Below are 13,387 nucleotides of genomic sequence, written 5' to 3' on the forward strand. Positions count from 1 at the left end.
ACCGGGTCAACCGATGGGTTGAACGCGCGTTCAACCGTCACCACCAGGTTCCGCCCGGCCGAACACACGATCGTTGACCGCATGGACATCAAGAAGATCGCGGTCGCCACCCTCGTCGTGCTCACCGTCGGCGGCGGCTACGCGGCCGCCGACCAGCGCACCACCACCCGCACCGAGAAGGTGCTGACGATCGACGCCGCCGTCCGCGCCGCCCAGGCCACGCTCGACGCCGCGGAGAAGGAGAACCAGCGGGTCACGGTCGCCGTCGTCGACCGCAGCGGCGACCTGGTCGTGCTGCTCGCCGGTGACGGCGCCGGCCCGCAGACCGAGGACTCCGCACGGCGCAAGGCGTTCACGGCGGTGTCGTTCAACGCGGCCACCTCGGAGCTCGCCGGCCGCGTCACCGGTCAGGGCGCGACGCTGCGGGACATCCCGAACACGCTGTTCCTGGGCGGTGGCGTGCCGGTGACGGTCGACGGCACGTCGATCGCGGGCATCGGCGTCGGCGGGGCGCCCAGCGGTGACCTGGACGAGAAGTTCGCACGCGCGGGGCTCGCGACCCTGCGTTGACGATGGAGGTGCACCGGCCGGGCGCAGGCTTGGGGTTGTCACCTCGGCGGCACCGGCCGGGGCACCCGGCCCGGCCTCGTCCTGCATCTGGACCCGCCGCGGTCGGCCGCACCGGCTTTGCCGCTCCGCGCTGGCCTGCGACTCGCCGATCACGAGCAGCCGGGACGGTCGCCCAGGCGCACCGGGACCGGTGAGGCGTCAGTCCTGCGGTGGCCGGGCGTGCCGGGCCACGTGCCGCCCGCGTTCGGGGCGCTTGCCCATCAGCAGCACGACCACGGCGATGATGAGGCCCGCGGTGGCGAGACCGGCGGCGACGGCGCGTGCGGCCGGGTGCTCCAGGACGAGCGTGCAGATCGTCAGCGCCAGCACCACGGCGGCGATGGGGCCGATGACGGCGATGTGGTCAGCGGTCTCGGGGCGTTCCTCGCGCTGGTCCAGCGGCTCGAGCGGCTCGAAGGGCGCCACGGGTTCGAACGGCGCCATGGTCTCGACCGTCTCGAAGTGCCCGCGGGAGGGCAGGTGAGGAAGCGTCACGTGCGCACCTTTGGTCGGGGGTCCAAACCATCGTGCCCGACGGGGCACGCCGGGGCAAACCTCGCACTCGCGCCCGGCGTCGTGGTCCCATGTGCGCCGGGACAACAGGAGGTCGACATGTGCCGGTGGCTCGCCTACTCCGGTTCGCCGGTGTTGCTGGAGGACATCCTCTACCGGCCGGAGAACTCGCTCGTCATGCAGAGCAAGCACGCCCGGCTCGGCGCGACGGCGGTGAACGGCGACGGGTTCGGCATCGGCTGGTACGGCGCGGTCAGCGGCACGCCGGGGCTGTTCCTCAGCACCGAACCGGCGTGGAACGACCGCAACCTGCGGGAGCTGGCGGCGCAGATCACCGTCGACCGGGTGTTCGCGCACGTCCGCGCGTCGACGGGAGCGGCGGTGCAGCGCACCAACTGTCACCCGTTCCGGTACAAGAACTGGCTCTGGATGCACAACGGCCTGATCTCGAAGTTCGCACTGGTGCGCCGCGAGCTCGCGCTGGCCGTCACGCCGGAGCTGTACCCGTTGATCGAGGGGTCGACGGACTCGGAGGTCATGTTCTACCTGGCCGTCGGGTTCGGACTGGAGCAGGACCCGCCGGCCGCCGTGGCGCGGATGGTGGCGTTCGTCGAGGACGTCGGGCGCCGCAACGGGGTCGAGTTCCCGGTCCAGATGACGGTCGCGACCACGGACGGCACGACGACGTGGGCGTTCCGGTACTCCAGCCGCGGCAAGTCGCGCAGCCTCTTCCACAGCGCGGACGTGTCGACGCTGCGGCACCAGTACCCGGACAACCCGGCGCTGCACGACCTCGCGGACGGCTCGCGGCTCATCGTGTCCGAGCCGCTGGGCGACCTGCACGGGGTGTGGCTGGAGGTGCCGGAGTCGACGTGCGTGGTGGTCAGGGCCGGTGTGGAGGAGTTCTTCCCGTTCAAGCCCGAGTCCGCGCTCCTGCGCCAGCCGTGACCGACCGGCGCTCCACCGATCGGCGCTCAGCCGACCAGCGCTGACGGGTCAGCTCCCGGCCGGTCCCGAATCGTCACGCAAACGTCAGATCGGCCCGGTCCCCGTCCGGGCACCCTGGTGCTGCCGCCGCACCCGAGCCCGGACCCCAGAGAGGTTCCCCCATGCTGACCACGGCAGCAGCGGCACTGGTCGCGCTCGCGACCCTCGTGCCGGCGAACACCGCGGAAGAACCTGCCCCGAGCATCGAGGTCGTGACCGTCAACGGTTCCGGCTGCGCGGCGGGCGACGCCGACGTCACGATCGACGGCAGGGACTTCACGATCGACTACCACTCGTTCCTCGCGCGGGCGGGCGGTGGTTCCTCGCCGGTCGACCTCCGGAAGAACTGCCAGGTGAACATCGCGGTGAGCGTGCCGGACGGTTACACCTACGGCCTGTGGCGCACCACCTACAACGGCTACGCGCACCTGCGGCCCGGCGTGACCGGGCTCCAACGCGTCACCGTCTACCTGCAGGGTTCGGCCGCCGACCAGACGGTCGACCACCCGTTCGCCGGGCCGGTGAGCGAGAGCTGGCAGACGTCCTACCGGCCCGGAACCGAGGACGTCCTCTGGGCGCCGTGCGGGGCCAGGCGCAACATCAACGTCAACGCCGAGCTGCGGGTGAACCTCGGCTCCGCGGACCCGGACCGGCTGAGCTTCCTGGTCGCCGAGTCGAGCCGCGGCACCGTGCGGGTCCAGCGCTGCTGAGCACAGCAGGGCAGGCCGGCCTGGCGGTGATCGGGTGGGCGATCACCGCCGGGTGCACCGGGCACCACGTCAGAAATCTCTGTTGTCCGATCGAACGCTCATACGACCACCGATCTCCTCTGTGCGAACAAACGGTCAAACGACGCTGCACCCGTCCGGCAACGCCACATCCGGTCAGCGGCGCTCGGCGGACGTCACCGCCGCTGCCGCCTCGAGTGCCCTGAGCACCGCCGCGAGGTGCGGTGCCTCCTCACTTCCCCTTCGCACGGCCGCGAACACGTGCCGGGTGGGCTGTTCGGCGTCGAGCACCCTGATGGCCACGTCCGCGCGCGGCGCCGCGGTGATCAACCGGGGCACCAGCGCGAGGCCCAGGCCGAGGCCGACCGCGCCCAGCGTGGTCTCCCAGTCGGCGATCTCGTGCACGATCTCCGGCGTGAACCCGGCCGCGACGCACGCGGCGAACGACATGTCGCGGCACGTGCCGGCGGTCGGGAAGATCCACGCCGCGTCCGACAGGTCCGCAAGCCGCACCACGGGGACGCGCGCCAGCGGGTGGTGCACCGGCAGCGCCACGTCGAACCGTTCGGCGAGCAGCGCGACGCGGTGGAACCGCCGGTCGGTCGCGGCGGGGCTCTCCTTGGACTCCACGCTCAGCACGACGTCCACGTCACCGCGCACCAGCTGGTCGAACGAGTGCGGCGGATCGGACTCCACCAGCCGCACCACGACGCCGGGGTGGGTGTCGCGCAGCTCGCGGACCGCGGGCAGCACCAGCCCGGACAGGGTGGCGGCGAACCCGGCGACCCGCGCCTCGGCCACAGAGCCCTCCGAGTAGGCGGCGAGGTCGGCCTGGACGCGTTCCAGCTCGGCGAAGATCTCGTTGGCACGCCTCAGCAGCACGCGGGCGGCGTCGGTCAGCCGGACGCGGCGGCCCGCGGGTTCGACCAGCCGGACGCCCGCCTCCTTCGACAGCGACACGAGCTGCTGGGACACCGCGGACGGCGTGAGGTGCAACGCCTGTGCCACCGCGGCGACGGTGCCGCGTTCGTCGAGCTCGCGCAGCATCCGCAGCTTGCGGACATCCAGGTCGGCCATCACGCGGCCAGCGCGCCGGCGAGCTGCGCCCTGCGGTTGATGCCGAGCTTGCGGTAGATGCTGGTGATGTGCAGCTCCACCGCGCGCACCGACACCCGGAACTGGTTCGCTATCTCGCGGTTGGTCCTGCCGTCGACGATCAGCGTGGCGATGCGCTGCTCGTGCGCGGTCAGCTGGCGGCCCCGCAACGACGACCCGGAGGGGCGGGAAGCCATAGCCATTCCCAATTGCCGCGGCTCAGCCTCCTTTGCGGACGGCCGGTGCAGGCCGCGGCCGAGCTCGAACCATTCGCGAATCCTGATGCTGCGCAACAATTTTCCGCGCACGAACGGATCCGCGGCCACCAAACGGCGCAACGCCACGTCGTCCGAGGCCTCGCACAGCAGCAGCCCGCCCGACTCGTCCGCGTACAGGCCACCACCGACCAGCACGCCGCGCTCGGCCAGGCCTTCCCAATACCGCCGGTGAGCGGGCCGAACGCCGGCTAACCGCTCGTGCTCGGACCCGAACACCATCTCGACCACGAACCGCGCCATGCGGATCCCCCCTGCCGAAGAGTTGACCGGACTAGTGAGTACGCCAGTACAAACTTGAACGCAAGACCGAGTTTTAGTGTAGGTCTCTCCGTTCCATCCTGCGAGACCGAGGTTGCCGGCGGTATCCGGCCAAACCGGCAATTGCGTAGTTTCGCTACCGGCTGGCCCGAAGGGGTGACTAAACTTGGTTCCGGGTACATAGTTGTACTGGGAACCACTTTGAACCCACACTCGGGGGAAACTTGACACGCCGTCACGCCTTCAGCGTCCGGAGGACCGGTGCGGAGCCCGCAGCGGAGGGTGCCACATCGGAGGGTGCCACATCGGCGGACCACGTGGTCGCCGTGGCGGGTGTGGCCTGCCGCTTACCCGGCGCCGGATCCGTCAGCGAGTTCTGGGACCTGCTGCTCGGCAACACCGATGCGATCAGTGAGATCCCGCGCGACCGGTTCGACATCGACGACTACTACTCACCGGAGCCCGCGCCGGGCAGGACGATCTCCCGGCACGGCGGCTTCCTCGCCGACGTCCGCGGCTTCGACGCGGAGTTCTTCGGCATCTCCCCGCGCGAGGCCCGCGCCATGGACCCGCAGCAGCGGCTGCTGCTGGAGGTCGCCTGGGAGGCCCTGGAGGACGCCGGGATCCGGCCGTCCGAGCTCGCGGGGCGCCGGGTCGGCGTCTTCGTCGGGCAGGCGACCGCCGAGTACGGCAAGGCCAGCCGCAGCGCCGGCAACCACGACGTGCGGCACGCCGCCGGTGGCGAGCTGCGCGCGGTCACGTCCGGACGGCTGTCCTACGCGCTGGACCTGCGCGGGCCCTCCATCGTGGTCGACACGGCCTGCTCGTCCTCGCTGGTGGCCGTGCACAACGCCCGGCAGGCGCTGCTGGCCGGCGAGTGCGACGTCGCGATCGCGGCCGGGGTCAACGTGATCCTGCTGCCCGACGACGCGATCGCCTACTCCCAGGCCTCGATGCTCGCGCCCGACGGCCGGTGCAAGTTCGGGTCCGTCAACGCGAACGGCTTCGTGCGCAGCGAGGGCGTCGGCGCGGTCGTGCTGGAACGCCACGCCGACGCCGTCGCGCACGGCGACCGGGTGCGCTCCCTGCTGCTCGGCAGCGCGATCAGCAACGACGGCCGGGGCAGCGGCCTGCTGCTGCAACCCGCCGTGCGCGGCCAGGTCGAGATGCTGGCCGCCGCCTACCGCGACGCCGGCGTCAACCCGTCCACTGTGGACTACATCGAGGCGCACGGCACCGGCACGAGCGTCGGCGACCGGGTCGAGCTGACCGCGCTGGCCGAGGTCGCCGGCGCCGGACGCGACCAGCCGCTGCTGCTGGGCTCGGTGAAGAGCAACATCGGCCACACCGAGGCGGCGGCGGGCATCGCCGGGCTGATCAAGGCGGTGCTGGTCGCGGAGCACCGGATGGTGCCCGCCTCGCTGCACGCGCAGGTGCAGGCCGAGCAGCTCACGGGCTGCTCGATGCGGGTCGTCACCCGCAACCAGCCGCTGACCGCCGAACGGCCGGTGATCGGCGTCAGCTCGTTCGGCATCTCCGGCACCAACGTGCACGTGGTGCTGACGGCGCCACCCCGCCCGGAGCCGGCCGCCGCGCCCGACGACCAGCCGCGCGTGCTCACGTTGTCCGCCAAGAGCCGGGCGGCGTTGCGCGAGGCCGCGCGGGCGTTCCTCGCGCACCTCGGCGAGACCGACGCGGTCCGGGACATCTGCCACACCGCGGCGGTCCGGCGCGACCACCACGAGCACCGCCTCGCGGTCACGGGCGTGAACACCGCGGAACTGTTGGCCGGACTGCGGGCGTTCCTCGCGGGAGCCGAGGCGAAGGGCACGGCGTCGGGCGCGGCCGCCGAACGGCCGCAGGTCGTCTTCCTGTTCCCCGGCCAGGGCTCGCAGTGGCGCGGCATGGGCCGCGAGCTCCACGCGGTCTCCCCCGCGTTCCGCGAGGCGCTCGACGAGTGCGACGCGGCCGTGCGGGAGGAGGCCGGCTGGTCCGTCGTGGACGTCCTGCTCGGTGCGGCGCCGTGGCCGGAGACGCTCTCCGTGCTGCAGCCGGTGCTGTGGGCGGTGCAGGTGGCGCTGGCGGCGCACTGGCGGTCGTGGGGCGTCGAGCCGGACGTCGTGGTCGGGCACAGCATGGGCGAGGTCGCCGCGGCCCAGGTCTCCGGCGCGCTCCCGGTGCGGGACGCGGCGGCGGTCATCTGCCGGCGCAGCGCGCTGATGCAGGAGACAGCGGGCAGCGGCGCGATGCTGTGGGCGGAGCTGTCCGCGGAACGCGCGGAGGGTCTGGTCGACCGGTACCGCGGCGAGGTCTGCGTGGCGGCGGACAACTCGCCGGGCACGTGCGTGCTGGCCGGTCCCGCGGAGCTGATGGCGGGCGTGGCGGAGGACCTCGACGCGTTCGGCATCGCGTGCCGGCCGGTGCGGGACGTCGACGTCGCATCGCATTCACCGTTGATGGACAAGGTGTCGACGGCGTTGCGCGAGCAGCTGGAGGACCTGCGCCCGAACGCGCCGCAGGTCGACTTCCGGTCCACTGTGGAGCACGGCAGGCGCGAGCTGGACGCCGGGTACTGGGCGGACAACGTGCGCCGGACCGTGCGGCTCAACGACACCGTGCGCCGCGTGCTCGCCGACGCGCGCACCGCGGTGGTGCTGGAGGTCAGCCCGCACCCGGTGCTGCTGGCGGCGGTCGCCGAGATCGGTGCGGCCGCGGGCTGGTCGGGCGTGGGCGTGCCGACGTTGCTGCGCGAGGAGCCGGAGCTGCGCACGGTCACGGCGGCGCTCGGGTCGCTGCACGTCGCGGGCGTGCCGGTCGACTGGGCGAGCCGGCTCGGCGACGGCCGGTGCGTGCCGCTGCCCGCCTACCCGTGGCAGCACCAGGACTACTGGTTCGAGTCGTTCACCGCCGACACCGAGGTCGTCCGCGACGTCGACGTGGCGGCGCTCGGGGTGGCGGAGGCGTTGCGGGGCCTGCGGTTCCGCGGGCTCACGCCGCTGCCGGCCGCGGTGCTGTTCGAGGCGGTGCTGTCGGTCGTGCGCGGCTCGGAGACCACGCACACGTTGCGCAACATCCGCTTCCACGAGCTGGTCACGGTCGATCCCGACGCGCTGCCCACGCTCACGGTCACGGTCCGGCCCGAACGCGGCGGGGCGCGGGCGTTCACCGTGCACACCGACGAGGGCGTGCGGTGTGTGAGCGGTGAGGTGGAACGCGGCGGCGCGGTCGGCGCGTTCGGGCTGGACTGGGCGCTGACGCGGTGCCGCGACTACGTGCGCGGCAGCGACTTCCACGACCTCGTGACGCGGCACGGGTACGAGTTCGAGGGGCCGTTCCGCGCGTTACGGCAGGCGTGGCGCGGGCCGGACGCGGCCGTGGCCCGGTTCACGCCCGGATCGGCGGCGGGCCCGGTGGTGCTGGAGACCGGCATGCAGGTCGTGATGCTGGCGCTGGGCACCTCGGTGATCCCGATGGGTGTCGACCGGGTGCGGGTCGTCGGCAGGGCGAGCGGCGAGTTCTGGGCGGTGGCCCGCAAACGGCGCGGGAAACCGGTCGTCGACGTGCGGTTGTTCGACGCCGGGCACGAGTGCTTCGCCGAGCTGACCGGTGTGACCGTGCGGACCGAGGCCGCCGGCCCGTTCGCGGGTCTGGTCAGCGGTGTCGCGAACCTGCTGCGGGCGAGCCGGACCGTCCGGCCGGAGCCCCGCCCGGCACCGGTCGTGGTGCGGGAACCGGTCCCGGCCGCTGCCGTGATCACCGCGTCGGACGAGCCCGTCCGTGACGCGGTGCTGGGCCACGTGGCGGCGGTGCTGGGCACGACACCGGAACGGCTCGACACCCGGCGGGCGTTGCGCGACCTGGGACTGGACTCCCTGATGGCCGCGCAACTCGCCGTGCGCCTGAAGAAGTCGCTGGGACGGACGATCCCCACGACCGTGCTGCTGGGGCCGGAGAACGTCGGGGCGCTCGCCGACCACCTGCTCACTGCCGGCCCGGCCTGACCAGCACGCCGTTCATCACGAGCCGCAGTGTCGTGACGAGCTCGTTCGCCAGCGTCGTCGGCTGCTTGCCACGGCCCACGTACCGGTAGAGCGTGCCCAGGTAGACGTCCCGCAGCATGTTGCCGACCAGGAGCGGGTCGACGTGCTCTCCCACGTCACCCGCCTCCTTGCCGGCGCTGACGATCTCGGCGAACAACGGCGTCGCGTACGGCTCCTCGAAGATGGGGTGGCCGCACCGCACCCAGGCCGTGAGCATGACCTGTGTCGTGCGCCACTCCGACTTGTTGATCCGCGCGAGCGCGCGCATGCAGTTCTCCAGCGAGGACAGCACGTCGAGACCGCCGTCCGCGATGGCGCCCAGCTCCCCCCGCAGGGTGTCCCTGCGCCGTGTGCCCCACGCGGCGATGACCTCCTCCTTCTTCTCGAAGTAGTTGAAGAAGGTGCCCCGCGCGACATCAGCCCGTTCGGTGATGTCCTCGATCGACGTCTCCTCGTACCCCTGCTCGGTGAACAGGTCGAGCGCGGCCGCGTACAACCTCTCGTACGTCGCCCGCTTGTGCCGCTCGCGCCTCCCGACAGCCTGAGTCGGCGCCGCGGGCTCGGCCACGCGTCGCGTCCCAGCCATACATGAACCCCCGTCTAAGTGTGTACCGGAGTACAGGCTAGCGGTACGCCGCGCCGAAAACACCGTCCGATAGTGCGATCACACTCTGCTACGAATGCGAGCCCGAGTGGCGGATGCCGGTACACGGGTGTCGCAACGTCCAGCACAACGTACGCACCGTGTGGACGCTGCCGCCACCCATGTTCCGCTCGGCGAAACGAGACATCGCACCGGCGGTCATGCGGTGATGAGACCACGAGCCGGGCACGGCACGCAGCCCACCTGGGCAGACTGAGTCCTTTGGTGCCATTGGAAATCCGTTGACGGCACGGATCGGGTTCGGTGGCTCTTCGTCCGCTACGTCCTGATCATCCTCTTCCGGCCGTCCGCCTTCCGCCGCGGAACGCCGGAAGGCTGGCCGTCCTGTCCGGTGCGAGCCGTGCGGCCGTCCACTTTGCCCCTTCGTCGTGGAATTCCGTGCGGCTGCCGGCCGGTGTTCCTCCCGGCAGCGAATTCTCCTTGCGACGCCCCACCGTCGAAGCGTTCCACCGGCTGTCACAGATCGCGGGGCTGTCCGGTCTGAGCTGGCATGAGCCACGAACACAGCCATCAGCTGGACAACCCCGGCAAGAGCGGCCCGCCGCCGCGCATCGACGTCATCGGCACCGTGCCCGGAGCGCCGCGGGTTCCGGACGGAGCCGAGGCGATGACGATCCTCGTGACGTTGCCGCCGAGCAGCCCCGGTGCGCCGCCGCACCGGCATTCCGGGCCCGCGTACGGGTACGTGCTCAAGGGCGCGATCGTGTTCGAGCTGGAGGGCGAGCCGGCGCGGGTGGTCGAGGCCGGTGGGACGTTCTGGGAGCCGGGCGGCGACGTCATCCACTACCAGGACGGGAACCACCTCGCCGACGAGGAGTCGGCGTTCGTGGTCACGATGTTCTGCGCGCCAGGACAGCCGATGCTGACGGTCGTGGAACCGGAGGAGCTGGCGGCGCGCAAGCACCTGCGGGCACCGCGGCCGTGACGCCGAGGGCGGTCGTGCCGGTGCGGCGGTGAACGTGCGTGGGCGGAGTGCTCCGCCCACGCACACCGGTCATTCGACCAGCTTGCCGGCCGTGTCGACCTCCCGCATCAGCGCCGCGATCTCGTCCGGCACCGGCGGGATCTCCTCCCGTTCGATCCGGCCCGGACCCGACCACACCAGGTTCACCTGGAGCGACGGGTCGAGCTCGGGGTGGTCCGAGCGGTTGTGGCAGCCGCGGGTCTCGCGCCGTTCCAGTGCGCACTCGAGCGTGGCGCGGGCGGCGAGCGCGGAGGCCTTGAGGTCGAAGGCGTGCGCGAGGTCCTGGTAGCCGGCGAGGTCGGGGTGCACGCCGACCTCGGCGACGCGGTGCTCCAGCTCGTCGAGCTCGGCGAGACCCTTGCGCAGCCCGGCTTCGTCCCGCACCACGCCCGCGTGCTCGGTCATCGTGTTGCGCAGTGACCGTTGCAGCGCACGGACGTTCTCCGGGCCGTCGGCGGCCAGCAGGGCGTCCACCTCGGCGCGGGCCTCCCCCAGCGCGGCCTGCGAACGGCGTTGCGCGGGCAGGGCGGCCGAGTACGCGGCGGCGGTCTCGCCGACGATCCGGCCGTAGACGAGCAGCTCGATGAGCGAGTTGCCGCCCAGCCGGTTCGCGCCGTGCAGACCGCTCGACGCCTCGCCGATGGCGAACAGGCCGTCGACACCGGTCGAGTGGTCGGCGGGCGACACCCACACCCCGCCCATGGAGTAGTGGGCGGTCGGCGCTATCTCGATCCGCTCGCGGGTGATGTCCTTCATCTGCAGTTCCAGCAGCGTCTGGTAGACCCGCGGCAACCGCCGCATGATCTGCTCGCGCGGCAGGTGGGACACGTCGAGCCACACACCGCCGTTCGGCGTGCCGCGGCCCTCCTTGATCTCGGTGTACGCGGCGAGCGCCACCCTGTCGCGGGTGGACAGTTCCCTGCGCACCGGGTCGTAGCGGCCCATGAACCGCTCGCCCAGCGCGTTGGTGAGGACACCGCCCTCGCCGCGGGCCGCCTCGGACACCAGCGTGCCGGCCGCGTTCTCCGGTTCGAGCAGCCCGGACGGGTGGAACTGCACCAGCTCGGGGTCGCGGATCCGGCCGCCCGCCAGCAGCGCCAGTCGGAACGAGTCGCCGGTGTTCTCGTCGCGGCGCGAGGAGGTGCGCCGCCAGATGCGGGTGTGACCGCCCGCCGCGAGGATCACGGCGTCGGCGTGGAACACGAACCGGGTGCCGTCGTTGAGGTCGAACCCGTACGCGCCGAAGACGACGTTGTCCCGCACCAGGATCCGCGTGACGTAGCACGAGTCGAGGATGGGGATGTCCAGCTGCGCGGCCCTGTTCACGAGCGTGCGCTGGATCTCCAGGCCGGTGTAGTCGCCGGCGAACGACGTGCGGCGGAACGTGTGCGCGCCGAAGAAGCGCTGCGAGATCCGGCCGTCGGCCTCGCGGGCGAACGGCATGCCCCAGCGTTCGAGGTCGGCGATGCCGCGCGGGGCCTGTTCCGCGACGATCCGGACGATCTCCGGGTTGGCGAGCAGGTAGCTCTCCCGGATGGTGTCGGCGGCGTGCTGCTGCCAGCTGTCCGCCTCGTCCATCGTGCCCAGCGCCGCGTTGATGCCGCCGGCCGCGAGCGCGGTGTGCGCGTCCGACCTGGGCCGCTTCCCGACCACCGTCACGTCGACACCGCGCTCGGCGAGCTCGATGGCGGCGCGCAACCCCGCGCCGCCCGTGCCGATCACCAACACCGATGTGGCTACCTGCTGTTCCGTCATCGCGGCCTCCGTTGCCCGTTGCTTCCATTAGGTAGGACCGGACAGCGCCGACGCTTGTGACTGTTAGCTGCGAGACACCGCGAGCCGCGTCACGTGCGCGCCACTAGGCTTGGGGGTGTGTTCGTGAAGCTCTGCGGTCTGCGCACCGAAGCCGACGTCGCCGTCGCGGTCGAGACGGGCGCCGACGCGGTCGGGTTCGTGCTGACCGCCAGCCCCCGCCAGATCGACGTGGACCTGGCCCGGCGGCTGGTGGCCGCGGTGCCGGAGCACGTGCTGAGCGTCGCCGTCGTGCGCGGCATCCCGGCCGCCGAGGCGGGTGAGCTGGCGCTGCGCGCGGGCGTGCGGGCGTTGCAGCTGCACGGCGACTACCCGAAGGAGTCGTTCGACCAGCTGGGCGGTCAGCCGTTCAGCCTCGTGCGCGCGACCGCCCTGGGGCCGGACACGGACCTGCGCACCGGAGCGTTCGGCGAGGAGCTGCTGCTGATCGACTCGCCGGTGGCCGGCTCGGGTGAGCAGTGGGACGTCACCCGGCTCGCGGAACGCCGGCCGGAGGGCAACTGGGTGCTGGCGGGCGGGTTGTCGCCGGAGAACGTGGCCGAGGCGGTCGGCGTGGCCCGGCCGTGGGGGGTCGACGTGTCGAGCGGCATCGAGTCCAGCCGCGGGGTCAAGGACCACGGCCGCATGCGCGAGTTCGTCGCGGTGGCTCGGGGCTGACCCCCGGACGCGCGTCAGGCCCGGCACGACGGCCGGGCCTGACGCGGGTCTTGTGCAACTCACGAGTGCGGGTCAGCCGAGCCCGATCACAACGTGAACAACTTCCACTGCTGCCACGGCTGGCCGTTGCAGTCCCAGAGCTGGATCTTCGTGCCCACTCCTGGCTGAGCGGTCGGGTTGTTCGGGTTCACCCGTATCTCGACGCACTTCCCCTGGGACGCGTGGATCTCGGCGTACCCGAGACTGCCGGAAGGCGGCGACTGGTAGCGGAAGTTCTGGTTCGTCGGGGTGGACACCTTGCAGGGGAACACCCCCACGTCCTGACCGTTGAACAGCTGCCCGGAGTTGCCGGGATCTCCGGCGTCCATGCACTTCTGGCTGGCCTGGTTGATCAGCTGGCAGCAGCTGGTCCCGCCGGGCGTCGTGTTGGCGAAACGCTGGTTGTCCCCGAAGTTGCAGTCCCAGACCGTCAGCGGAACCCAGGTCTGGCTGGCGTTGTCCACCATGTTGACGTCCAGGCACAGTCCTCCGTCCAGGCTCTTGAAGGTCGGGTACTGGTCACTGCGCTGAAGAACGTCATGCGCGGAGCGCGGACTCACGCCGCCTGGGCTCGCACCGAGCGTTGCCGCACTTGACACTCCGCCTGCGATGACGCTCAGAGCCACGAGCAGTGACACGGTCAGCGCGCTGACCGAGCGCCGTAGAAGGGATGACTTTGACATGTCTCCTCCTGATGTTTCGCTTGGGTGCAGGTGGCGGCAGGGGCCGCAGCCCCTACCGCC

The 13,387-nt window shown here is 71.7% G+C and carries 12 protein-coding genes; 6 read left to right on the top strand and 6 right to left on the bottom strand.

Going from position 1 to position 13,387, the window contains the following annotated elements:
- The first annotated feature begins 81 nt into the window (after positions 1 to 81).
- Positions 82 to 570, top strand: a complete 489-nt coding sequence (locus ADL03_RS07020; RefSeq protein WP_053732678.1) for a heme-binding protein — start codon at positions 82 to 84, stop codon at positions 568 to 570.
- A 198-nt stretch (positions 571 to 768) separates the two neighbouring features.
- Here ADL03_RS07020 and ADL03_RS07025 read toward each other — a convergent pair whose 3' ends face one another.
- The gene (locus ADL03_RS07025) at positions 769 to 1,104 is read right to left on the bottom strand and encodes a hypothetical protein (protein WP_053732536.1); all 336 of its coding nucleotides are present in this window, start codon (positions 1,102 to 1,104) and stop codon (positions 769 to 771) included.
- A gap of 117 nt (positions 1,105 to 1,221) precedes the next feature.
- Between ADL03_RS07025 and ADL03_RS07030 the strand changes: the two genes are divergently transcribed.
- Complete coding sequence (locus tag ADL03_RS07030; RefSeq protein WP_053732537.1) at positions 1,222 to 2,070, top strand: class II glutamine amidotransferase; 849 nt, start codon at positions 1,222 to 1,224, stop codon at positions 2,068 to 2,070.
- Positions 2,071 to 2,231: 161 nt separating this feature from the next.
- On the top strand, positions 2,232 to 2,819 hold the full coding sequence (locus tag ADL03_RS07035) for a DUF4360 domain-containing protein (RefSeq protein WP_053732538.1): 588 nt from the start codon (positions 2,232 to 2,234) through the stop codon (positions 2,817 to 2,819).
- 174 nt (positions 2,820 to 2,993) lie between these two features.
- Here the strand turns inward: ADL03_RS07035 and ADL03_RS07040 are convergent, their stop codons facing one another.
- Positions 2,994 to 3,914: a LysR family transcriptional regulator gene (locus tag ADL03_RS07040; RefSeq protein WP_053732679.1), complete on the bottom strand. Its 921-nt coding sequence runs from the start codon at positions 3,912 to 3,914 to the stop codon at positions 2,994 to 2,996.
- Positions 3,914 to 4,450, bottom strand: a complete 537-nt coding sequence (locus ADL03_RS07045) for a LuxR C-terminal-related transcriptional regulator (protein ID WP_053732539.1) — start codon at positions 4,448 to 4,450, stop codon at positions 3,914 to 3,916. Before ADL03_RS07045 ends, ADL03_RS07040 begins: the two co-directional genes overlap by 1 nt.
- A gap of 344 nt (positions 4,451 to 4,794) precedes the next feature.
- Here ADL03_RS07045 and ADL03_RS07050 point away from each other — a divergent pair, with 344 nt between their 5' ends.
- Positions 4,795 to 8,469, top strand: a complete 3,675-nt coding sequence (locus ADL03_RS07050; protein ID WP_197288162.1) for a type I polyketide synthase — start codon at positions 4,795 to 4,797, stop codon at positions 8,467 to 8,469.
- On the opposite strand, the gene ADL03_RS07055 is transcribed toward ADL03_RS07050, so the two are convergent.
- Positions 8,450 to 9,094, bottom strand: a complete 645-nt coding sequence (locus ADL03_RS07055) for a TetR/AcrR family transcriptional regulator (protein ID WP_063798497.1) — start codon at positions 9,092 to 9,094, stop codon at positions 8,450 to 8,452. The genes ADL03_RS07050 and ADL03_RS07055 overlap by 20 nt on opposite strands.
- 568 nt (positions 9,095 to 9,662) lie before the next feature.
- On the opposite strand from ADL03_RS07055, the gene ADL03_RS07060 reads away from it, so the two are divergent.
- Entirely contained in the window at positions 9,663 to 10,097 is a 435-nt protein-coding gene (locus ADL03_RS07060) for a cupin domain-containing protein (protein WP_053732542.1), read from the top strand.
- A gap of 69 nt (positions 10,098 to 10,166) precedes the next feature.
- On the opposite strand, the gene ADL03_RS07065 is transcribed toward ADL03_RS07060, so the two are convergent.
- The gene (locus ADL03_RS07065) at positions 10,167 to 11,891 is read right to left on the bottom strand and encodes an L-aspartate oxidase (protein WP_053732543.1); all 1,725 of its coding nucleotides are present in this window, start codon (positions 11,889 to 11,891) and stop codon (positions 10,167 to 10,169) included.
- A gap of 117 nt (positions 11,892 to 12,008) precedes the next feature.
- Between ADL03_RS07065 and ADL03_RS07070 the strand changes: the two genes are divergently transcribed.
- Positions 12,009 to 12,605, top strand: a complete 597-nt coding sequence (locus tag ADL03_RS07070; RefSeq protein ID WP_053732544.1) for a phosphoribosylanthranilate isomerase — start codon at positions 12,009 to 12,011, stop codon at positions 12,603 to 12,605.
- 86 nt (positions 12,606 to 12,691) lie between these two features.
- On the opposite strand, the gene ADL03_RS07075 is transcribed toward ADL03_RS07070, so the two are convergent.
- Positions 12,692 to 13,204, bottom strand: coding sequence for an RICIN domain-containing protein (locus ADL03_RS07075; RefSeq protein WP_197288163.1), 513 nt, complete (start codon positions 13,202 to 13,204; stop codon positions 12,692 to 12,694).
- Positions 13,205 to 13,387: the final 183 nt, after the last annotated feature.

The organism is Nocardia sp. NRRL S-836 (genome assembly GCF_001279525.1).
Classification (GTDB): Bacteria; Actinomycetota; Actinomycetes; order Mycobacteriales; family Pseudonocardiaceae; genus Lentzea.